Raw genomic sequence first — 23596 nt, forward strand, 5'->3', positions numbered from 1 at the left:
GTAAATTATTCAACACTATGTAAAAAAAGTCTACAGTAAAATGAGAAAGGATGATTTATTTATGAATCAATCAGACCAAATGGCACCAGGGCAAGCGTTATTAGGGGTACTAAGTGGAAAGGGCGGAAGCAATCCATTTCAAGTATTCGCACAAACCAGAGAAAAGGGATCAGTTGTAAGACTGCCGTTTCCAATGGGTGACTCTGATAATCAAGCTTGGGCTGTTACACATCTTGATGAGGCGATGAAGGTACTAAAAGATCAAGAGCATTTTTGCGTTGACCCCAAGTCTATTGATAAGAACAGTAATGTGAAGGAATCCTTGACAGGTAACACAGATTCATCCAGTTCTGATCTATTTCTATCTAATTCGTTGAACGCCATTGATGAGCCTGATCATAAACGGCTGCGTATATTAGTATCCAAAGCTTTCACACCAAGATATATGGAAAGCTTACGCCCACGTGTCCAAAAATTAGCAGATGAATTGCTCGATCAGGTTCAGGACAAAGGGGAGATGGATCTTGTTAAAGATTATGCGAATCCCTTACCAATCAATGTTATATCTGACATGATTGGTGTCCCTATATCGGATCATTCAAAGATACATGAGTGGTCAGAGGGGATCGCTAACGGTCTTGGTGTGGGAACTGCTGATCCACAGACTGTTGAAAGCCTGAAAGAATTCGGTGACTACATTAAGCAGCTTGTAACACACAAACGTAAGCAGCCTTCTGATGATTTAATCAGCCAATTAATTTCAATTGAAGAGCAAGGAGATCGACTTGATGAAACAGAGCTAATTTCGATGATTCAGTTATTAATTTTTGCCGGGCACGAAACCACTTCAACTTTGATTTCTATTGGCACTTTAATGTTGTTGGATCATCCGGAACAATTGGAAATTCTTAAAGCCGACCATAGTTTAATCCCGTCTGCAGTTGAAGAATTATTGCGTTTTAATGGCCCTTCAACAACTGCTGGACCGCGTTATGCGAAAAAGGATCTTGAGCTTGGTGGACAACAGATTAAGAAAGGGGATATGATTTTTCCATTATTAAAGTCAGCAAATCGGGATGAGAAACATTTTACAAACTCTGAAGAGCTGGATATTACGCGCAAAATCAAACGTCATCTCGCTTTTGGACAGGGTGTTCATATGTGTCTAGGTGCACCTCTCGCCCGTGTGGAAGGAGATATTGCGTTTACCACTCTGCTAAAGCGCATGCCAAATCTGCAACTCAGTATCCCAAGGGAGAATGTCAGCTGGCAATTTAAGCTGGCCGCTCAAGGCCTATCCTCACTTCCGGTCTCCTTTTAAACACAAGAAATGTTGTTGGATTGACGCTGAGTGAAGTCAATGGATTTAATGAAATAACAGAGGGCAATCAAGCTCTTATTGCTTGATTTGCCTCTATTATTCTAAACTCTTTTACAAGGAGTTTTTCGGAAATAAATCGGGGGGGTTATCATGGGACGTTTAGATACCAAATTTGTAATTATTACAGATGTAGCAAGTGACATGGGCTTAGCTGCGACAAAATTATTTGCAAAAGAGGGAGCGAAAGTAGTAGCTACTGACATTGCAGTTGCAAAATTAAAAGAGGAATGTCTCAATCAACGTTTAATAAATAGAACTGATTCTTTAAGCTTCCATTCTCTCCTTCCTTGATTGCCTTTTCATCAAACTTCTGTTATTTATGACCCAATTTAAAAAGTATAGATAACTGCTTAGCAAGAAATCGTGGAGTATAAGGCATATCCTCGCGTAACCAAGCTACAATAGTTCCGATTAAAGCTGAGGAACCGTGCCAGATCGCAATATCTTTTGGAATATCCGTAGTAGCGAGAAAAGAGTCATTTTCTGTTCTCTCTGTTATTTTGTTCGAAAGTGTAATTAACAAACGTTCTGTGAAAATTGGTGTTCGTCTAGAACTAAGAACGACTTTATAGAACTTCGCATTGTCAGCAATGTACTCAAGTAGGTCTAAAAGTTTTAACCCTTCTATACCCTCAGAGGAATCTGAGGGATTTTCTGTACTCGTCATTATCCTTTCAATATCTCTGACCATTTCCTGCGCCATCTTCTCCAACAAGTCTGGAATATCACAATAATGGAGATAGAACGTAACACGATTAATGGTCGCACGTTCTGCAAGTTTATTAACGGTTATTTTACTAATTTCCATCTCCTGTAGAAGGTCTATTAAAGCATCTTTTATTAACTGACGTGTACGAATGACTCGAGGGTCTACACGGGATTTGAGATGGTCTGTCATATCTAATCACCTTTCCTGTAAATTGGAAATTTACAATTATCTAAATTTTGTTTATTATTCTCGGTTTTATCAACAGAAATCAAAAGAAGTGATAACTAATATACAGTTCTTAGGAAATTGTCTGTTGTCATCATGACTTTTCATAATGTAATTTATATAGTGTAAATTATTAAACACTTTGTAAAAAAAGTCTACAGCAAAATGAGAAAGGATAAGAGAGAATTGAATACTCAAACTAAAACAGTCCCTAATTCGATAAAAAAAGGACCTATTATGTTCATTATGATTTTAGGTGCTTTTCTTGCCACCTTAAACCAAACCCTCATGAGCGTTGCTACTCCTGAACTTATGGTTGAATTTAAAATCTCGGCTACAACAGCCCAGTGGTTAACGACAGGTTACATGCTGGTAAATGGTGTCTTGATTCCTATTACTGCCTATTTAATGCAACGGTTTACTACACGTGAACTTTTTCAAGCTTCCATGTTTATCTTTCTAGCTGGAACCATTGTTTCAGCTGTAGCAACAGGGTTTCCTATCTTATTAACTGGACGTATGATTCAAGCAGCAGGTGCAGGCATCATTATGCCATTACTTACACAGGTTATTTTAACCATATTCCCTCGTGAAAAGAGAGGATCAGCGATGGGAATGGTCGGGCTTGCCATCATTTTTGCTCCCGCAATAGGGCCGACAATTGCGGGATACATTCTTGAAAACTATAAATGGGAAACAATGTTTTACGGAATGATTCCATTTGCTGTTCTTGTCATTGTGCTAGGGTTCATTTACCTCCGAAATGTATCCGACCGCATCAAGACAAAATTTAATATCCTAAGTGTCGCTCTTTCTACCATTGGTTTCGGTGCATTACTTTATGGCTTCAGCCAAGCCGGAAGTCTTGGATGGTCAGATATAGAGGTATTAAGTACGATTGCTGTAGGTATCTTGGCTCTTGCACTCTTTTCATGGAAGGAATTAAGATCTCAAGATCCACTGCTTGACTTGCGGGTATTTAAATACAATATGTTTTCTTTAACAACCAGCATTAATATCGCAGTTACGATGGTGATGTATGCCGATATGATGTTACTTCCGTTATATCTCCAGAATATGCGTGGTTACACACCTATTGAGTCTGGTCTTCTACTTCTTCCAGGTGCGCTGGTAATGGGCTTCCTTATGCCAGTGACAGGAAAGCTATTCGATCGATTTGGTGCGAAATGGTTAGCTATTATCGGCATGATTGTGACCATTGTAACAACTCTTGGTTTTATCAACTTAACGGATTCAACTAGTTATACCTATTTGATCCTCATGTCAACAGGGCGTCGTATTGGAATGGCCTTAATGATGATGCCGATACAAACTGCTGGTCTAAATCAACTGCCACAACGGTTAAATGCACATGGAACAGCAATAAGCAATACCATTCGCCAAGTTGCGGGTGCTGTCGGTACTTCGCTTCTCGTGACAGTAATGTCAGACCGTACGAAATCGCACCTGCAGGATATGATGCCTACCGCAGCTTCTAAAGGTTTGACTCAAGGAGAGCTTGTTACAGAAGCCTCCATACAGGGAGTTAATGATGCTTATCTTGTCATCATTGGAATTGGTATCATCGGATTACTACTTTCCTTCTTTATAAAGAAAGTTAAACAGACTTCTGAATTAGAAGATAACAATTCTGCAGAGGCGGTAACAACAAAGAAATTAAGAACTCATTAAAAGTCATTTGAATTTCTGGATAGAAAAGAAGCAACCTATACCATACCATGTGTTAGTCAACATGTTTGCAATAAATCGCTTCTATCCTTATGAACGGTGGAAAGTTGATGTACTGAAAATATGATTATTTATAAAGTAATTTATATAATTTTCAAGGAGGAATATCAATGAATAAAGAAGTTATTGCCATTACAGAAATCCCTAATTTTCAAACACGTGCAGAAGAATTTTTCCCTATAGAATGGTACAAGAAAATGCTTCACAATCACCCTGTTTATTTTCACGCAAAAACGAATACATGGAATGTGTTTAAGTATGAAGATGTTAAACAGGTGTTAACAAATTATGGAATTTTTTCGAGTCACGGACCTAGAAGTGGTATTTTTGTCGGTGACAATAAAAAGCAAAAAAATACATCACCTATAACAATGATTACGTTCCTTGATCCTCCTGATCATCGAAAAGTGCGTTCTTTATTGGCATCAGCTTTCACTCCCCGCAGTTTAAAAGAGTGGGAGCCTCGTATTCAACAGATTGCAACGGAGCTTGTAGAAAATATACAAGAAAATTCTACAATTAATATTGTGGAAGCTTTGGCGTCGTCTTTCCCTAGTCTAGTAATAGCCGATTTATTTGGCGTACCTGCACAAGGGCAAGGTCAGTTTAAAGAATGGGTTGATATTTTGTTCCAGCCATACGACAAAGAAAGGTTAGAAGACATTGAACAACAAAAACAAAAGGCAGCTAAAGAATATTTTGAATATCTTTATCCTATTGTCGTTCAAAAACGTTCGAACCTTTGCGATGATATTATCTCTGATCTGATTCAAGCTGAAGTAGATGGAGAAACATTTACGGATGAGGAGATTGTTCAGGCCACCATGCTTCTTTTAGGGGCAGGGATTGAAACAACCAGCCATGCGATAGCGAATACGTTCTACTCATTGCTTTATGATGACAAATCACTATATGGAGAACTAAGAAATAATATGGAATTAGTCCCGAAAGCCGTTGAAGAAATGCTTCGATATCGTTTCCATATTTCAAGAAGAGATCGTACGGTCAAACAAGATAATAATTTATTAGGAGTTGACTTAAAAAAAGGAGATGTAGTCATTGCGTGGATGAGTGCATCCAATATGGATGAAAGTATGTATAGCGATCCGTTCTCTCTAGACATTCATCGTTCCAATAATAAAAAGCATTTGACATTCGGAAGTGGTCCACATTTCTGTTTAGGTGCACCTCTAGCACGATTAGAAATGAAAATAGCACTAGAGACATTCTTACAAAAGTTTTCTCGTATCGAATCAGTGGAAGGGTTTGAATTAGAAAAAAACTTAACGGCTTCTGCTACAGGACAGTCCCTGACTTATTTACCGATGAAAGCTTATAAGTAAAATTTAAGAGTTAATAAAAATAGTAAGAGAGGAAGTTTGAAGATGTCTAAATATACGATAGTAGATAAAGAAACTTGTATTGCATGTGGTGCTTGTGGGGCGGCGGCTCCAGATATTTATGATTATGATGAAGAAGGAATTGCATTTGTTGTTATAGATGATAATCAAGGTACAATCGCAATAGAAGGTGGACTAGAAGACGATCTTATGGATGCTTTTGAAGGGTGCCCAACAGAATCAATTAAAGTTGCTGATGAACCATTCAATGGGGATCCTCTTAAATTTGACTGAACATCGGTTTTTAATGGAGAAAAGCGCTCATGATTACAGCGTTAAAAGGCAGGGAAAAAAGAATACTTTAATAAATAAGAAATTGAAAACTTCTTGTTTGTTTTTTAGTACCTATGGATAAGTATCTTAAAATCAATTCCATGAAAATTGGATACCGATAATTAACATTATGGTAACAAAAAGTGAATATGATATACATGACTTTTTTAAGAATGATTATGTTAAACTGGTATAAAAAGGTATTTAGCTAGGGAGATGTCTTTTGATTGCAGTAAGTTCATGTTTAGCCGGAATAGAATGTAGATACAATGGAACACATAGTTTAAATTGAAGAGAAACCGTTCCGTTTATGCTAGAAACTAAATGGAATACTAATCATAAAATACTTTAAAAAGTGAGGAGATACAATGGTTGCAAAGACTAAAGAGGATCTTAATGGATTAAAAGTAATTGGTGAAATTTGTGGAGCGATTCGAGAAGAATTAGTTCATTGTACGAAACCTGGAATTACCACAAAAGAACTGGATGAAATTGCGAGAGTGATGTTTGAAAAGGCAGGGGCTCAATCTGCCCCAAAAGGAGAATACAATTTTCCTGGATATACGTGCATTAGCATAAATGAAGAAGTAGCGCACGGGATTCCGAAGAATAAACGGATCATTCAAGAAGGGGACATTGTAAATATTGATGTTTCAGGTTCAAAAAACGGGTATTTCGCAGATACCGGAATTTCCTTTGTAGTAGGGAAAGGAGAGATCATTTTACAGAAAATATGTGACGTTGCTAAAGAAGCATTCGACGCTGGACTTAGGAAGGCAAAACCAGGTTCGAAAAAAAGCGCGCTCGGAAAAGCTGCACACAATGTAGCCAAACAGCATGGCTTAACCGTCATAAAAAATCTGACTGGACACGGTGTTGGGCGTTCGATACATGAAGAACCAAAACATATTTTTAATTACTACTCTCACGAGGATGACGAAATTTTAAAAGATGGTATGGTCATTGCCTTTGAGCCTATGATCTCTACATTTGAAGAGGAAGTTTTCCAATCTGAAGATGGATGGACCTTCCTAACCAATGAAAGCTTTGTGGCTCAATACGAACATACGATTATTCTTACCAAGGAAGGACCAATTATTACTACATTGTAAGAGCACTAACACCATAATATGGGCACGATTGTTGAAGGTCGCAGCTATAAAATGCTCAAACCTTTTTATGAAAAATGTATACTAATTCACAAGAGAAGAATCCATTTTGATCAATCTCTTTTCAAAACGGATTCTTTCTATTTGCTCAAAAATGAGGTTCTGCGGGGTATTTTTGATTAAACTTTATTTTAAATCTACAATAAAGATAGATATCGATAACATATTTTAAGTTAATTAGGAATGAATAGACTATTCACCTGAAAAACATATCATTAAATATTCTCTTTACTTTGTAATCGCTTTCATTTATACTAAGGATAGGCGGGATAGCATGAGTGGCTGTCACAGTATTTAGCGTAGGTGGGGCTGATACAGGGAAGCAGGGCATATAAGAAATGTCCTTTTTTATTTGAATAAAGTTGCTTTATCTCATTATCTAAATGCAGATTGATTACTATTAATATCGAAATCTCTATATTTTTTACATAGGAATAGCGCCCCAATAATGGGGCGCTATTTTTGTATAAAAAGATCCATGAAAAAGGTTGCTACCTATAATACGTATTATGTAAAGTAAGATTCTTTAAATTCTATGATGTTTCCTTATATAAATTAATTGTAAAAACCAATGAGTTCCCTTGTAAACATTGGTTTTTACAATTAATTTATTTACAAAGAACTAACTAGTACTATATTATTCAATGTATATCATTTTTTTTTATAAAAGGAGCGATTGTACATTGGCGGAAAGAAAAGACATTATGGAATCAGCTATACGATTATTTAAAAAAAAAGGATACAACGCAACATCTGTACAGGATATTGCTACGGACTGTCGAGTATCTAAAGGTTCTTTTTATAAGTTGTTCACATCAAAGAAAGACTTATATTTTAATGTATTATTGTATTTACAAGATTCCCTCTTAGAGAGTTGTTCATTAATTGATGCAAGTAATTTTGATCCCAAAGTTAAGCTGGTTCAAAAGACAAAGGAAATAATGGAAAGTTCCTTATCCAATCGAAAAATCTTTCAAACATTCTTGGAAGTGTTACCGCCGGAAGAAATCTATAAACTGGATGCAGAAATAAAAAAGTACAAAATTGAAACATATCAAATTCATAAAAATAATCTGCTTAAAGTTTACAATCAAGATGAAAAAATTTGGGACCTCGTTCTTATTTATGTAGGACTAATTAATGAATATGTGGATTTAATAACCTTCAACAAATCAGTTATTGATTTCGACCAGTCTGCATTAATGATTGTTCATTGTTTAGATTCATATATAGAAAAAGGGGATGCTTCAGCTCCCTTACTTACTAAAGAAATAATGAAAGATTTTGAATTGGCAGAGCCTCTGAAAACTGTTAAGACCTACTCTAAAGAAGAGATGATAGCTATTTCTATTAAAGAACTCAAAAAGTTAATTGGTAAACAAAAGCTTTCCAAAGAAGAGGAATCTATATATTTATCTAATATAGAGCTATTGCAAGAAGAATTAGAATGTAAAAACCCTAGAAGCTATCTGATTACCTCTCTGACTTACTTTCTTTCCCAAAATGAAGAGCTAAGGGAAGATATTCATCTATTGATCGATAGGTATACTCAGTATAAGAAGGCGGATTCACTATGACAGCTAAACAAACTAATAATAAATTAGTAATTGCAGGGGTGATGCTTGGTCTGTTATTTGCTTCATTAGATCAGACCATTGTTTCTACTGCCTTACCTACCATTGTCGGGGATTTAGGTGGCCTAGCTTTTTATAGTTGGGTGATTGCTGTCTACATGTTAACAGAATCAATTGGAATTCCTATTTTCGGTAAGCTATCCGATTTATTTGACCGAAAGAAAATTTATTTGATTGGTCTTGGATTTTTTGTCGTAGGTTCGATATTATGCGGATTAGCACAAGATATAGTATTTCTCATTGTTGCCAGAGGAATTCAAGGAATAGGGGCTGGTGCCTTAATGCCATTAGCCTTTACCATGGTCGCGGACATTCTTCCAGTTGAAAAAAGAGCAAAAGTACAAGGATTATTAGGATCTACTTTTATGATTTCAAGTATTATTGGTCCTGCCATTGGAGGAATACTTACGGAAACCTTTAGTTGGCATTGGATATTTTTTGTGAATATTCCCATTGCGGCTCTTGCTGCTTCCTTTATATGGATAGGATATCAAGAATCTAGTCAAAAACAACGCCCATCAATAGATTGGTGGGGGGCAGTGACTTTATCACTTGGAATTATAGCTGTGTTGTTAACCACTATTTTAACTGGAGGAGAAAATGGTGGAAAAGCATCTTACTCCTGGACTTCCCCACTTGTTTTAGCATTATTAGGTAGTGGTGCGGTATTAATTGGAATTTTTATGTGGATTGAAACAAAGGTAAAAGAACCAATCTTACCTCTATCTCTGTTTAAAAATAAAATCGTTTCTATTCTATCGATTATTAGTTTCTTTATGGGACTTGGCATGTTCGGAGCTATATCGTTTCTTCCACTCTATTTGCAAAATGTACAAGGACTTTCGGCAACTACTTCGGGTTACTTATTAATGCCTATGATGATTGGAGCAATGGTATCTGGAATATTAGCTGGATTTGTTTTACCAAAACTCAGTTACCGACTACTTTTAACGGGAAGTCTTTCCATTATGGTAATAGGTTTTGTGTTATTTTCGACCATTACAGCCCATTCTTCCTTATGGAGCGTAGCCATCTATGCAGGAATCTTGGGGATTGGAATGGGAATACTTATGCCAGCGTTAAATACCTTAACTCAAGAATTAGTCCCTAAAAGCCAAATAGGAACGGCCACTTCCTCAGTAAATTTATTCCGTTCTTTGGGAGCTACGATAGGGATTAGTATATTAGGAGCTGTTTTAAACAACCGAGTTTCAAATGGACTCGAAACGCTTATTAGTCAAAATATGGAGTTTAAACCTGTTTTAAGTGAAAATATTCAACAAATCATCACGAATAAAGAAGTTTTGCCTGAAGAACTGTATAATCAGATTGTTACTCTATTTGTAGATGGGATACACGCTGTATTTTTAACTTCTTGTGGATTATTACTTATATCCCTTATTGTTGCTTTTTTTGCAGGAAAGGGAAAACTGTCTAACAGAGAGCAGCTAAGGTCCGATAATTAATACAATTTAAATGTGAACAAAAAAGCTCTGGATTCTATACCCTCAAGCTTTTTTTGTTACTTCCCCGAACCTGTTTTATGTAAATTTCTTTTAATAAAAAAGAAGCCTTTGCTCAGTAATAGCGAAGGCTTTTTAATATATACAAAAAGGGGAGAATACTTTACTAGTTTAACCAGTTTTTTAGATTACTATACCTACAGGTTTTATTAACAGGGTTTAGAGAAAAGTACGATAAGAAGTCTTGTGGTAGGTGTAAGAATGTTTTCCTTTTAGAAAAGAGATATGAAAATAAATAAAAAGCTTTCTTTTTGTGTGAAAGAGAGGTAAACGAGCAACAAGGGGATTTGTGGAAGATATAAAAAACTCTAAATAAAAATGAATCACTAGTGATGTGTGGGTCACTAGTGATTCATTTTCTCATTTTCAGAGTAAATAAAGAGAGCTATATCACGCCATTGATCTAACTTTCTATAAAGAAATTTTCTTCCCTCAATGTTTTTTTTTCGTGTGGCAGGATTCTCCATAATGACCCCTAAATAAAGTTCTCTCTCATTGCGGAAATCTATAAATTCTTCTTGGGTCACAACTTATCATCCTCAACCTTCCTTAGAATTTAGGTCTCTATATGTTACCATAGGATCTAAAAATTAAATTGTTTTACAAATGACATTTATAGGTGTTTTAGAGAAGACTAAAAGAGGATTCTAAATATGCGAAATAAGTGTATCTCCTTGAAATAACTTTAATCAAATTATGTTAAAAGATATTGTGTGTATTAATATGTCCGTAAAAGTATACTGTTACGGACATTTACTTTGCGAACTATCTGTTTATGTTCATTTTTTATCGAGTCACAAGGTAATTAAAAGTAATTGATGTAAATTTATAAAATAATTCTTCACAGTATTCCCTATCTATCTCCTCACTGAATTCTAGGAAAATTCCCTTTAAAAATGGTAACAGCATGACCTATTAATTGTACACGATCACCATCCACTTTAACTTTAATAACTCCTCCACGTTGAGAAGCTTGATAACCCAACACTGGATTTTTCCCAAGTTTCTTTGACCAATATGGGCCCAGTGCACAATGGGCTGAACCTGTTACCTGATCTTCATTAATCCCTATGCTTGGAGCAAAATATCGAGATATAAAGTCAAACGAGGAGGAGTTAGACTTACTGGTTACAATAATACCGGTAACCGCAAGAGAATCTAAGAGTTCAAAGTCAGGACGTATGGACCCTACCATATCCTCATCGTCCACTTCAACTAAGTACCCCAACTGATTTTTTTCTACTAATGTTAATTGTATATTTAATGCAGCCGACAGCTCTTGAGGTGCCTCAACCTGTTTTGACTGATAAGATGGGAAATTTAATTGAATTTCACCTTCATTACGATTGGTACAAAATAGTCCACTATATGTATGAAATTTTATTGTCTCATCTGTTTTCACAAAACCCTGTTCCCATAATATATGGGCACAACCTATCGTTCCATGGCCGCAATGTTTCAATTCTTTTGTCTGACTGAACCACCGTAAGTAATAGCTCCCATCTTGTTTGGGATGTATGAACGCAGTAACAGGTTGATTTAACTCCTTTGTTACCTTTTTCATCCAAAGTTCATCCGGTGGAGAGTCAAGTAAGCAAACGATAGCTGGGTTTCCACTGAAAGGGTTTTGAGTGAAAGCATTAATTAAAAAAATATTTTCCATAAGAATCTCCTTCTACCATTTTATAAAACTAAATTACTCCTACAGTTTTGTAGTCAACTATTTACCTGCTCTACTACAAGTTTTTGGTTAGGCTTAAACATTCGCTCTGACTTGGACATCACTACTGTGGCAACTGCATTACCTATTACATTCGTTGCGGTTCGGGCTATATCCATGATGAAGTCAACAGCAAAAAGGAGCGCAATACCTTCAGTTGGCAATCCGATTGCTGCTGTTACGGATGTTAAAATGATGAACTGTGCTCCAACAACTCCAGCCATACCTTTCGAGAGCAACATAATTAACAGAACTACTTGAATTTGTTCTGCCACTGATAAATCCATACCGTAAGCATTAGCTAAAAATAAAATGGCTGGTGCAAAGTATGTCATTCCTCCATCTAAATTAAACGAAAATCCAAGAGGTAATACTAAAGATACTACTGATTTATGTGCACCATAATTCTCTAGTCTTTTCATAAGTGGACTAAGTATTGATTCAGAACTTCGAGTAGTTGCAGCTATTAATAACAAATCCTTAATTTCTGCGAGTAATGCAAAGTATTTAATATCAAAAATTTTGCATATAATTGGAAAAATAAATAGTACAACCACTGCAAGTCCTATATAAACTACTAAGACTAAATCATCTAGGAATTTAATTTTATCCCATCCGTATGAGGCCACGCTGTAGGAGATAAAACCAAAAATACCAATGGGTGATAAGCTTACTACAAAATTGAGAATTTTGGACATTACAGCAACTAAGCACTCTAATACATTCTCTAATGGTTTAGCTTTTTCATTAAGTGATCCTAATGCTATACCAAAAATGATACCAAAGAATAATATTGACAATATGTGTCCCTCTGAGAAACTAACAAATACATTTTGAGGAATTATGTTAAGTAAAAATTCTTTAAAGTTAATTTCTTTCCCTACAAAACTAGCTATACTCGCTTGATCTCCTTCAGCCAAATTAACTCCTTCCCCAATTTTAAATATATTTGAAAGAAATACTGACATAATTATGATTAGTGTAGTGACACTAAAGAAATAGAGAAGTGTCTTAAAAGTTAATTTACCAAGTCTTTTTACTGAACTTATTTGAGAAATTCCAAGTACTATTATTGGGAATATTAAAGGTACAATTGTCATTTGGATTAAACGTATAAAACCATCACCTAAAATTTTCGCCTCTACACCTAATGATTTATTAAAAGTTGCTAATAGCCCACCAAGTATACATGCAATAATAACTTGAATCCATAAAGGTATTTTTTTCATTTACTATCTCCTTTTTTTAGATGAAATTTTATTATTAAGTTAAATTAACTCTTCAATTATTATCCTTTTTATAATGGAAATGGGATGATTGATAAACGTTTTAATAGATGAATACTATATGGAGCTTTAAAGGTATGAACTAAAGTGTTTAATGTAGAAGATGTTTTATCAAAATTAAGAACAGAATTCTAAAACCAGTTAGAATAATAAAAACGACTCTTTAGTCTTATTAACCATAATTAATAAGACTAAAGAGTCGTTTCTAGTTGTCTAGTCAACCTCTTATTATTACTATTTCGATCGATTAAGTATGATATAGTTATAACAAATATTTATTTTAAATTCAATATTAAGATAAAAATAAAATATTGTTGATATTTAATAAAATAGACTAGTATACAATTGCACGGTTTCCTCACTTTCTATGTGGTACCTCTGGAATCTAAAGTATGGGCCATAAGGGTGTTTATTTAGATAACATAGTTATAGAAAACTTCCTTGGTTTATTAAAATCAGAGTTATTTTTCCTTTAAGAGCTTAACAGTATAGAGCACTTTAAACAGGCATTAGAGCCTATATTTTCTATTACAATCACAAGAGAATTAGAGCAAAATTAGAAGGATTGACTCCTGTACAATACAGAAATCAACCCTCATTAACTGCTTAAATGAATGTCTAAATTTTGAGGTTCACTTCATATTATCTAGTGATTTTTGAACCATCATATGGGATGTTATTTTACTCTCCGCAGCATATTCGTAAGGTCGTCTAGTGACTCAAGGTTTAAATCAAAGTTATCTTTTGGTTTTGGACCTTGTGCGTTTTCACGTGGCAGATATGCAGTACGGAATCCATGAGAGGCTGCAGCGCGTAAATCCCATGGATGGGTAGAAACAAAAAGTGCTTTTGTTGGGTCGATTTCGAGTCCGTCAATAGCTACCTTATATGCAGCCGGATGTGGTTTATAAGTACGAGCGAACTGACTTGAAAATAGTGCGTGCCAACGTAATTCACCGTGAGTACATGCCTCAATGATTTGAATAAAACCTGAATTTGTGAGTCCGGTCGTTGTAATTAAAGAACTAAGGTCGTTGAGCTGTCGGGATGCTTCTGGCCATGGGACAAAACGTCTCCCTACAGTGGCTAGATATTCAAAATCATCATGATTTAGAACAATCTCTTGCTTCTCCATAATAGATGCAAGCTGATATCGGCGAATATCATCTTCAACCACCCAAGGTTGCTTTCCATCAATTATAGCTTGTTGGAAAGAATCTTGTCCCTCTATCCACTCATCGGCTATATCTTGAGAAATTTTCTCATCAATTCCATAACTAATCAACACCTCTTGAGTTTCACGTTTAATGGTACCAGTACTGTCGAGAAGAGTTCCAACGATATCAAACACTACCGTATTTACATCGTTTAAGATGTTTTCTTGATTTTGATTGGTATCCATAAAAAAACCTACCTTTTAAAAATTTGGAGCACAGGTAGTCTTCCCCAATTTTATGGTATTAAAACGACAGGTGAGAAGTTATTTGGCCAATATAGATAAAGAGTTGACTTCTTATATAGAGACACTAATAAATGCGATTTGACTTTTTTTGAGTTGAAAAGGAAATTAGGCCATATCAAGAGTTCAATTGTCTGTATACTTGAACTCTTGATATGGCCGATATATACGAAAGAATCGACACGCATAATATGTGAAAGAGATGGGGCCATAAACTCAAACAATTGAATAATGTTTACCATAAAATAGGTGATTAAACGGAAGGACAGTTTTTTATTGGCATTGGTAGCCGTTTATTTTTGTATCCTGCAAATTATACATGTGTTATATCTTAATTAATTTTAATTGTAATAATTCCTTTATTGCGTTAAATACGACGTTCTGTATAATACTACAATATAAGGACGCTAGAACGGAATTAAGAGTCAGTACCCATCTTATATGCTTGTACAAGTTGTTAGACAATATTTATTGAATAGGGAGTTGCAGGTACTATAACAGCTGGAGTTCCTTAACTAATTCCATTCTTTTTACTTAAAGGGCTAAATTATAAGGGGAAGGCTAATTGCTAGGAATAATACTACTTACGATTACCTGGATTGCAGTAGCTTTACAAAGATTTAAGCATTTTATGTACTTTATTACAGTAGTTTATAGTTGAGGTTGATAACATGGATTCCGATATGGGAAATTTAATAAAAAGACTTCGTAAGTCTAAGAAAATGACACTGAGGGAAGTGTCAGAAAAAACTAATTTATCTATAAGTTTTTTATCTCAAGTAGAACGTTCTCTTTGTTCTATTACATTACAATCCTTGCGTAAAATAGCTGAGGCTCTAGGTGTTAGTCCTAGTTATTTCTTTCCTGATACAATACAAATGGACAGAGATATGATTAGACGGGGAACGCATAAACAATCAGAACATCAGTCATCATTTATTTATTCAAATCTTTCCGGAAATGTATCCAGTCCCTTATTTGTTCCCATTCTAGTTACCTTATTACCTGGTAACAAGCGAGAGACTCTTTTTTCTCATGAAGGACAAGAATTTATTTATGTTACCGAAGGAACTCTAACCCTTATTCTTGATAGCACTGAATACGACCTTTTCTCTGGTGATAGCATTCATATGGATTCAGCAATACCATATAACTGGTTTAACAAGACAGAAAAACCCACTAATTTTTTATTTATTAGTACAGTTCCTTTTGAAAAATAACTTGTGTCTTAAGACTACTTATCATAACGAATTATTGTGCACATATTTAGTTAACATAAAACATATTACAAGAAGTAAAAAGGACCGCCTTGTAGGGAATGCCTTCCTAGGCCTAGTGTGGTACTATGCACTTAAAGGGAATCATATCAACAGGAATCTAGGCTTCCTGATAAGATGTGGTTTTAAGAAATCTTGTAACCCCATAAAGGATCTTAAATGTGCCCCTTAATATTAATACAACCTACAAATTAGCATCATTCCTTTTTTTAGGTTGTTTATTAACAAAAAGCTAAAGAATATAAAATATTAAGAAAGACATCCATCATTATGGATGTCTTTCTATCACTTCTTATTTTTTCTTTGAATAGATAATCAATTATAGAAACACCGCCTACAGTTAACGGTAAGAATAACATGATAAAGTACTTATCTCTAGGTATATCAAATATAATTGGGATGTAATTTAAAATAAATAAGTATAAAACTATAGTTATAACCTTCAATAATGTTTTCAAATTAATCCACCCTTAGAGATCTATCTATCCATTTTTCGGTTTTGAATCATGAGCACCTAATATCAATCACAATGGATAGCTAATAACCTATTTTGTGTTGGTAATGTAAGGTAGCTTATTTTGTAAAACTAATCCCATATTTCTTCATCTTTTTATAAAGAGTAGCCCTAGATATTCCTAATTCTTTTGCAGTGCTACTTTTATTTCTATATGTTTTCTCCAAAGTTTGGAGAATACGTTCTCTTTCTAAGCTTTCTTTTTCATCAGTAAGTGAAGAGGGAATTGGATTAAAAGATTTTGAGATTACCATTTTGTTTGGGGATAAATGGTTAATATCCGGTTCGAAAATTTCATTACCTTCGTGAAGAACAACCATTCTCTCAATTAAATTACGTAGTTCTCTTATATTACCTGGCCAGTGGTATTTACACAATCGATTAAAGGCCTCTTGATGAATAGTTGGGATTGATTTGTTGTATATAGAAGAGAATTCTTTCAAGAAATCATAAACTAAAATAGGAATATCTTCCAGTCGCTCCCGGAGAGGAGGAACTCGAGTAGAGATCACGTTTAGACGATAAAATAAATCAGCTCTGAATGTTCCCTCTGTTACCATATTCTCTAAAATGCGATTTGTCGCTGCGATAATTCTTACATTCACTTTTATCGGAGTTTGTCCCCCTATGCGGTAAATTTCTTTTTCTTGTAAAGCCCTCAATAATTTAACTTGCATATCTAGTGGAAGTTCTCCCACTTCATCTAAAAATAAGGTCCCTCCTTCAGCTAGTTCTATTTTTCCAGGTTTACCCTTGTCTGAGGCTCCTGTATAGGCTCCTCCTTCATATCCAAATAGTTCACTTTCAAACAGAGATTCAGGAATAGCACCGCAATTAATAGGGATAAAGGCTTTCTTGCTTCGTGAGCTTTCATGGTGGATAGCTTGTGCAAAGAGTTCTTTCCCAGCTCCACTCTCACCCGTAATCAGCACCGTTGCATCTGAATTTGCTGCCTTTTTCGCATCATTTATGACACGATGAAGGGATTTACTGGTTCCCTTTATTTTATTAAATGGATCATTAAGGTCATTACCTGAGATTTTTTGTTTTAATTGCTGCAACTCTTGTGATTTGGCTGATAACTTCTCAGTTAGTCTAATCGTAGTGGTAATATCTTTTTCTACTGACATCGAACCAATAAGCTGATTATGCTCGTCAAAAATAGGGATGGTACTAATGAGTACATGATGATTGGGAAGAGGCTGATGGTGAACTTCGCGAACAGCCTTTTGAGACTTAAGTACTTTCAAGTTCATAACATCTTCTTCACGAAAAAAATCCGTTACATTTTTTCCTATAATTTCCTCCTTTTTTATATGAAAAGTATCCTCTGCAACTTCATTCCAATAAATCATTTCTCCGTCCTTATTCACAATAGAAATAGATTCCTCTAAATTTTCCAGTAATGTATTTAAGGTATGAACAGCAAAAGAATCTGGAATTTTCATAAAATCACCTCTTAAATTTTATAAAACAAAAATGTTTACTATGTATACACTTTGTATATTGTTTTTGTTAATAAATAATACATTAATTATAAAATATTGTAAATATTTTATAAAGAAATGTTAATAACATAGGCTTTTTAAAAGTTGGCATAAAACTTGCAAGATTTAAAGTGGGACATCTAGTTATCTCAAAATCTTAGAAAGGGGTGGGCTTGTGAGAAAGGAGTTACTATTTTTTCTTTAAAATTTATATTTAATTTTAAAAAGTAAAACGAAAGTTGGGGGAATAAGTATGAAATTTAATAAACTATTTACTACTATTGACGTTCATGTGGCGGGAGAACCGTTACGTATTATTACGGGGGGCCTACCTGAGATTAAAGGGAAAACACAACTAGAAAGACGTGCCTATTGCATGGAACACTTAGATCATGTACGGGAAGTATTAATGTACGAACCACGTGGCCATCATGGCATGTATGGTTGTATTATCACTCCACCAGCAAGTCCTGAAGCCGATTTGGGAGTACTGTTTATGCATAATGAAGGTTGGAGCACAATGTGTGGACATGGAGTGATTGCTGTCGTAACAATGGCTATTGAGACAGGAATGGTAGAGATTAAAGGGGAAGAACAAAAATTCATCATCGATTGTCCGTGTGGTCCAGTTACGGCTTATGCAAAATGTAATGGAGGTGAAGTGGAGGCTGTTTCTTTTGAAAACGTTCCTTCTTTTGTTTATAAAAAAGACGTTCCAGTCAAAATTGATGGTTATGAGTTTCTTGTAGACATCTCCTATGGTGGAGCTTTTTATGCCGTTGTAAATAGTAAAGAAATGGGTTTAAAAGTGAATAATGAAGATTTATGGAGTCTACAACTTTGGGGAGATAAAATCAAGCATTATATTGAAAGCCAAATGGAAGTCATCCACCCTTATGAAGATATAACAGGAATCTATGGTGTAATTTTCTCTGACGAACCAAAGAATAGTGAGGCTGATTTACGAAACGTAACCATCTTTGCTGATAAACAGATAGATCGTTCACCTTGTGGTTCGGGTACTGCAGCTAGAGTTGCGACCCTTTATGAACACGGCGTACTTCAAGAAGGAGAAAGTTTCGCGCATGAATGTATAACGGATGAACATTTCGTAGGGGCAGTACATACTCTTGCAAATGTAGAAGGTTATAATGCCATCATTCCTAAAGTAACAGGTAAAGCGTATATAACAGGATTTCATCAATTTGTAATCAGTCCAAAAGATCCGCTTAATAGGGGATTTCTGCTTAATTAAATTTCTCAGAGACATACAGGGGGGATGATATGAACGGGAAATTCAAAAGGGAAATATCATTACTAGATTTATTCTTGATAGGTTTAGGAGCCATTTTTGGCTCCGCATGGTTATTTGCTGTAAGTAACGTTGCTTCTATGGCAGGACCAGCTGGCTGGATTTCTTGGCTTATTGCTGGTTTGATCATCTTGGTTCTTGGGTTTGTATATGCAGAACTCGGTTCCTCTTTGCCAAGAGCTGGAGGTATTATACGTTATCCTGTATATTCTCATGGACCTTTAGTGGGGTATATGATTTCTTTTATCACCATCATTGCCTATACAAGTCTTATTGCACTTGAGGTTGTGGCGGTTCGTCAATATGCAACATTTTGGTGGCCTTCATTAACCATTGAAGGATCTGATTCTCCTACTCTCCTTGGCTGGTTTGTACAGTTTCTATTACTGGCTGCTTTCTTCTTTCTTAATTATGGGGGCGTAAAAGCATTTGTTAAATTTAATACATCCATATCGTTTATTAAATATATTGTTCCTATACTAATTATTGTAGTTCTGTTTATGCATTTTAATGAGGCGAATTTCACTGTTCATGGATTTGCACCATTTGGTGCAACTGGAATTCAGTCAGCTATATCAGCTGGTGGTGTTATTTTTGCCTATCTAGGCTTACATCCTATTGTTGCGGCCGCCAGCGAAGTGAAAAACCCTAAAAAAACGGTGCCAATTGCATTAATTCTAACGATTATTGTATCAACGATAATATATATACTTTTACAAGTTTCTTTTGTAGGTAGTATCCCTACTAATATGCTGACAAATGGTTGGGGAGATGTACATAGGGAGTTTAGTTTACCTTTCAAAGACATAGCTATCATCCTTGGCTTAGTTTGGTTAGCTAATTTAGTGGCGTTAGATGCTATTATTTCTCCTGGTGGAAATGGAAACATTTATATGGCTACAACTTCTCGGTTAATGTATGCATGGGCGAAAAACGGGACATTTTTTAAAAAATTCGCTTCTATTAATCATAAAACCGGTGTACCTCAAGCATCACTGTTTCTAACTTTTTTAATGTCCGTTTTTTGGACATTACCGTTTCCTTCTTGGAATACTTTGGTCAATGTGTGTTCAGTGGCTCTTATTCTTTCCTACGCCATCGCACCCGTTTCGGCTGCGGCTTTAAGAAAGAATGCTAAACATGTTGAGCGACCTTATCGAGTTAGAGGAATGAGGATAGTAGCTCCATTAGCCTTTATCTTTGCCGCCTTTATCGTATACTGGGCCGGATGGAAAACCGTGTCATGGATTTTAGGAGTTCAATTTTTAATGTTTCTTTTCTATTGGGCATCTAAAAAGAAAGTTCCTGTGCAAGAGGTTAGCTTTAAACAACAAGTAAAGTCTGTTTGGTGGATGTTAGCTTTCTATCTAGGGATGATGATTGTTTCCTATTTAGGATCATTTGGAGGAATCGGTATTTTAAAATATCCTTTTGATCTGATTAGTGTAGCAGCTGTTGCTCTTTTATCTTTCATTTGGAGTCAGTATACTGCCTTACCTCGAGCAATCATTGATTATGATGAAGTAGAGGAAGAAGTGGATAGTAATCCAATTAGTAAAATAGCAGATAGAAAAATAGGAAGTTAAAGAGATACGTTTATTAGATATTTATCATCTTAACTTGTTTTTACCTAGATAAGAGGTTATACGTATGAGTCGTTCCATACTCTCCTTTTTATAGCTGATGTATAAAAAGCTTCCTGTCATTCAACCGAATATTTAATAGACCAAAACCTTAATAAACGAAATAGAAATGGAGATGAGGAATCATGTTAATCATAAACGCAGATGAACAAAGAAAATTAGTAGATATGGGTGAAATTATAGAATATGTTACCGTTGCTCTAAAGGAATTCTCAGCAGGGAGAACGGTTACACCCATTCGTTCATCCCTTCCTTTTAATGATAAACAAAATACAGCTTTAATTATGCCATCTATAGCTGAAGGTCTTAATAGCGTAGGCTTAAAGGTAGTAAATGTTGCTCCCAATAACTACAAGATAGGTAAAAAAACAATTAATGGAATCGTAATGCTTTCTGACTTCGAATCTGGCGAACCACTCGCCCTTTTAGAAGGCTCTTACTTAACAATGATTAGAACAGGTGCTTTATCAGGTGTTGCAACACATTACTTAGCTCGCAAAAACTCGAAAAAATTATGTATTATCGGCACTGGAGAGCAAGCAAAGGGTTTAGTTGAAGCAATATTAGCGATTCGAGACATAGAAGAGATTCTTCTTTATAACCGAACTGAACAAAAGGCTCACGAATTTGCTGAATATGTGAAGACCACATTTGGTAAACCTGCAAAAGTATATACGGATTCTAATGAGGCAGTCCGTGAGGCGGATATTATTGTCACAACCACAAATTCTTCCACACCTGTATTTTCAGAAACGTTAAAACCTGGAGTTCATGTAAATGCTGTAGGTTCATTTAGGCCTACCATGCAGGAATTACCATCTCATGCTATATCTTCAGCAGATAAAGTGGTAGTAGAGTCCAGGGAAGCTGCACTAGAAGAGACGGGTGATTTAAGAGTTCCGATAGAAGAAGGAATTTTTAATCCAAACGAGATCTATGGAGAGTTAGGAGAAATTGTAGCTGGAGAACGTGAGAAAAGGGATGGGGATGAAGAAATTACTGTATTTAAATCGGTTGGGCTAGCCGTTGTAGATATTATAGTAGCTAAATATTTTTATAAAAAGGCAATTGAAAACAAAGTAGGGACTACTATTCAATTATAAGTTATGACTATCTATCTTTAAAAAAGTTTTATTAGCAAATTATATGAACTCATGTTTAACTCTAAAATCTATTATTTTAAAGGGAGAGAATAATATGACTACAACAACTAACAAGGATATTAAAGAATATAAGCACGAGCCATTCACAGATTTTACACTTGAGGAAAATAAAAGAGAATTTAACGAGGCTTTAGAAGTTGTTCAGGCAGAACTAGGAAAAGATTATCCACTTGTTATAGGGGGAGAATCCATTACAACAACTGAAAAAATTGTATCTATTAACCCAGCCGATAAAGAAGAAGTTATCGGTCGAGTCTCTAAAGCAGATCAAGAATTAGCTGAGAAGGCTATGCAAATAGCACTATCTACATTCAATACATGGAAAAGAGAAGATCCGGAAGTACGTGCAAACATTTTATTTAGGGCAGCAGATATCATCCGTCGTCGTAAACATGAATTCTCAAGCTATCTAGTTAAAGAGGCTGGTAAGCCATGGAAGGAAGCTGACGCAGATACGGCAGAAGCTATTGACTTTCTCGAGTTCTATGCCCGTCAAATGTTGCAATTAAAAGATGGAATACCGGTACAAAGCCGTGTGGGAGAAGTAAACGGATTTAATTACATTCCGCTTGGTGTAGGTGTCATCATTTCTCCGTTCAACTTTCCATTAGCTATTATGGCTGGTACGGCTGCTGCTGCAATTGTAGCTGGAAACACAATTCTTTTAAAACCAGCAAACAATACACCGGTCGTTGCAGCAAAATTTGTAGAAGTAATGAAAGAAGCAGGACTTCCTGAAGGTGTTCTTAACTATGTCCCAGGTAGTGGTGCAGAAATAGGTGATTATCTTGTTGACCATCCTAAAACGCGTTTTGTTTCTTTTACTGGTTCCCGTGAAGTTGGTTGTCGTATTTATGAACGTGCTGCAAAAGTTCAACCAGGGCAGATTTGGTTAAAACGTGTCATTGCTGAAATGGGTGGAAAAGACACAGTGGTTGTTGATAAAGATGCAGATTTAGATCTAGCAGCTTCGTCTATTGTATATTCTGCATTTGGATTTTCAGGACAGAAATGTTCAGCTGGTTCCCGTGCAGTAGTACATCAAGACGTATATGAGGAAGTACTTGAAAAAGCAGTAGCTTTAACAAGGACATTAACAATGGGAAATCCAAAAGATGTGAATACGTATATGGGGCCTGTTATTGATCAAGCTTCTTATAATAAAATCACAAAATATATTGAGATTGGCAAAGAAGAAGGCAGATTGGTGGCTGGTGGAGAAGCTGACGACTCAAAAGGGTATTTTATTCAACCAACTATCTTTGCAAATGTCAATGAAAAAGCACGTCTAATGCAAGAAGAAATCTTTGGACCTGTTGTAGCCTTCTGTAAGGCTCGTGATTTTGATCATATGATGGAAATTGCAAGTAACACAGATTATGGATTAACAGGTGCGTTACTTTCTAACACTCCCGACCATATTGAAAGAGCAAAGGAAGAATTCCATGTAGGAAATCTTTATTTCAATCGCGGTTGTACAGGAGCAATTGTTGGGTACCATCCGTTTGGTGGGTTTAACATGTCCGGAACAGATTCGAAGGCAGGAGGTCCGGATTACCTTATTCTTCACATGCAAGCGCAAACAACTAGTGAAACACTTTAAGAAAAGATTGGGCAACTTATAAAAAGTTGCCCAGTCTAAAAAATGATCAAAAAAGGACATCTGATTTAG

The 23596-nt window shown here is 35.5% G+C and carries 19 protein-coding genes and 1 pseudogene; 14 read left to right on the top strand and 6 right to left on the bottom strand.

The genetic code is table 11. The features are described from left to right. Nucleotides 1-61: 61 nt before the first annotated feature. On the top strand, nucleotides 62-1321 hold the full coding sequence (locus tag ACK3CR_RS04305; RefSeq protein ID WP_488974885.1) for a cytochrome P450 family protein: 1260 nt from the start codon (nucleotides 62-64) through the stop codon (nucleotides 1319-1321). 150 nt (nucleotides 1322-1471) lie between these two features. Then, nucleotides 1472-1672 carry a hypothetical protein gene (locus ACK3CR_RS04310; RefSeq protein ID WP_488974886.1) on the top strand — a complete coding sequence of 67 codons (201 nt, stop codon included), beginning with the start codon at nucleotides 1472-1474 and terminating at the stop codon, nucleotides 1670-1672. Between the two features lie 22 nt (nucleotides 1673-1694). Here the strand turns inward: ACK3CR_RS04310 and ACK3CR_RS04315 are convergent, their stop codons facing one another. Continuing rightward, nucleotides 1695-2279 (bottom strand): TetR/AcrR family transcriptional regulator, encoded by a 585-nt coding sequence (locus ACK3CR_RS04315; protein ID WP_488974887.1) that lies wholly within the window; start codon nucleotides 2277-2279, stop codon nucleotides 1695-1697. A gap of 201 nt (nucleotides 2280-2480) precedes the next feature. Between ACK3CR_RS04315 and ACK3CR_RS04320 the strand changes: the two genes are divergently transcribed. The 6 genes from ACK3CR_RS04320 (at nucleotide 2481) to ACK3CR_RS04345 (ending at nucleotide 10006) form a co-directional block, all read left to right on the top strand. Continuing rightward, on the top strand, nucleotides 2481-4007 hold the full coding sequence (locus tag ACK3CR_RS04320) for a DHA2 family efflux MFS transporter permease subunit (protein WP_488974888.1): 1527 nt from the start codon (nucleotides 2481-2483) through the stop codon (nucleotides 4005-4007). 167 nt (nucleotides 4008-4174) lie between these two features. Continuing rightward, nucleotides 4175-5407, top strand: coding sequence for a cytochrome P450 (locus tag ACK3CR_RS04325; RefSeq protein ID WP_488974889.1), 1233 nt, complete (start codon nucleotides 4175-4177; stop codon nucleotides 5405-5407). Between the two features lie 42 nt (nucleotides 5408-5449). After that, nucleotides 5450-5698 (top strand): ferredoxin, encoded by a 249-nt coding sequence (locus ACK3CR_RS04330; protein ID WP_488974890.1) that lies wholly within the window; start codon nucleotides 5450-5452, stop codon nucleotides 5696-5698. A gap of 407 nt (nucleotides 5699-6105) precedes the next feature. Next, nucleotides 6106-6849 (top strand): type I methionyl aminopeptidase, encoded by a 744-nt coding sequence (map, locus tag ACK3CR_RS04335; protein WP_488974891.1) that lies wholly within the window; start codon nucleotides 6106-6108, stop codon nucleotides 6847-6849. 740 nt (nucleotides 6850-7589) lie between these two features. Next, nucleotides 7590-8483: a TetR/AcrR family transcriptional regulator gene (locus tag ACK3CR_RS04340; RefSeq protein ID WP_488974892.1), complete on the top strand. Its 894-nt coding sequence runs from the start codon at nucleotides 7590-7592 to the stop codon at nucleotides 8481-8483. Further along, nucleotides 8480-10006, top strand: coding sequence for an MDR family MFS transporter (locus tag ACK3CR_RS04345; RefSeq protein WP_488974893.1), 1527 nt, complete (start codon nucleotides 8480-8482; stop codon nucleotides 10004-10006). Before ACK3CR_RS04340 ends, ACK3CR_RS04345 begins: the two co-directional genes overlap by 4 nt. 401 nt (nucleotides 10007-10407) lie before the next feature. Here ACK3CR_RS04345 and ACK3CR_RS04350 read toward each other — a convergent pair whose 3' ends face one another. The 3 genes from ACK3CR_RS04350 to ACK3CR_RS04360 form a co-directional block, all read right to left on the bottom strand. After that, the gene (locus ACK3CR_RS04350) at nucleotides 10408-10590 is read right to left on the bottom strand and encodes a hypothetical protein (RefSeq protein ID WP_488974894.1); all 183 of its coding nucleotides are present in this window, start codon (nucleotides 10588-10590) and stop codon (nucleotides 10408-10410) included. A 338-nt stretch (nucleotides 10591-10928) separates the two neighbouring features. Continuing rightward, nucleotides 10929-11726, bottom strand: coding sequence for a PhzF family phenazine biosynthesis protein (locus ACK3CR_RS04355; RefSeq protein ID WP_488974895.1), 798 nt, complete (start codon nucleotides 11724-11726; stop codon nucleotides 10929-10931). Between the two features lie 53 nt (nucleotides 11727-11779). After that, nucleotides 11780-13012, bottom strand: coding sequence for a dicarboxylate/amino acid:cation symporter (locus tag ACK3CR_RS04360; RefSeq protein ID WP_488974896.1), 1233 nt, complete (start codon nucleotides 13010-13012; stop codon nucleotides 11780-11782). 446 nt (nucleotides 13013-13458) lie between these two features. On the opposite strand from ACK3CR_RS04360, the pseudogene ACK3CR_RS04365 reads away from it, so the two are divergent. Further along, nucleotides 13459-13679 (top strand): annotated as a pseudogene (locus ACK3CR_RS04365) (IS3 family transposase); the annotation flags it as partial. A gap of 66 nt (nucleotides 13680-13745) precedes the next feature. Here ACK3CR_RS04365 and ACK3CR_RS04370 read toward each other — a convergent pair. Then, a complete protein-coding gene (locus ACK3CR_RS04370; RefSeq protein ID WP_488974897.1) occupies nucleotides 13746-14471 on the bottom strand; it encodes an HAD-IA family hydrolase in 726 nt (241 codons plus the stop codon). A gap of 728 nt (nucleotides 14472-15199) precedes the next feature. Between ACK3CR_RS04370 and ACK3CR_RS04375 the strand changes: the two genes are divergently transcribed. Continuing rightward, nucleotides 15200-15748: a helix-turn-helix domain-containing protein gene (locus ACK3CR_RS04375; RefSeq protein ID WP_488974898.1), complete on the top strand. Its 549-nt coding sequence runs from the start codon at nucleotides 15200-15202 to the stop codon at nucleotides 15746-15748. 630 nt (nucleotides 15749-16378) lie between these two features. Here ACK3CR_RS04375 and ACK3CR_RS04380 read toward each other — a convergent pair. Continuing rightward, entirely contained in the window at nucleotides 16379-17767 is a 1389-nt protein-coding gene (locus ACK3CR_RS04380; RefSeq protein ID WP_488974899.1) for a sigma-54 interaction domain-containing protein, read from the bottom strand. A gap of 292 nt (nucleotides 17768-18059) precedes the next feature. Between ACK3CR_RS04380 and ACK3CR_RS04385 the strand changes: the two genes are divergently transcribed. The 4 genes from ACK3CR_RS04385 (at nucleotide 18060) to pruA (ending at nucleotide 23527) form a co-directional block, all read left to right on the top strand. Then, the gene (locus ACK3CR_RS04385) at nucleotides 18060-19061 is read left to right on the top strand and encodes a proline racemase family protein (RefSeq protein WP_488974900.1); all 1002 of its coding nucleotides are present in this window, start codon (nucleotides 18060-18062) and stop codon (nucleotides 19059-19061) included. Nucleotides 19062-19090: 29 nt separating this feature from the next. Further along, nucleotides 19091-20704, top strand: a complete 1614-nt coding sequence (locus ACK3CR_RS04390) for an APC family permease (protein ID WP_488974901.1) — start codon at nucleotides 19091-19093, stop codon at nucleotides 20702-20704. A gap of 182 nt (nucleotides 20705-20886) precedes the next feature. Further along, nucleotides 20887-21864, top strand: coding sequence for an ornithine cyclodeaminase family protein (locus tag ACK3CR_RS04395; protein WP_488974902.1), 978 nt, complete (start codon nucleotides 20887-20889; stop codon nucleotides 21862-21864). Nucleotides 21865-21958: 94 nt separating this feature from the next. Next, on the top strand, nucleotides 21959-23527 hold the full coding sequence (gene pruA, locus ACK3CR_RS04400) for an L-glutamate gamma-semialdehyde dehydrogenase (protein WP_488974903.1): 1569 nt from the start codon (nucleotides 21959-21961) through the stop codon (nucleotides 23525-23527). Nucleotides 23528-23596: the final 69 nt, after the last annotated feature.

This window comes from Priestia sp. TRM10, assembly GCF_057808375.1.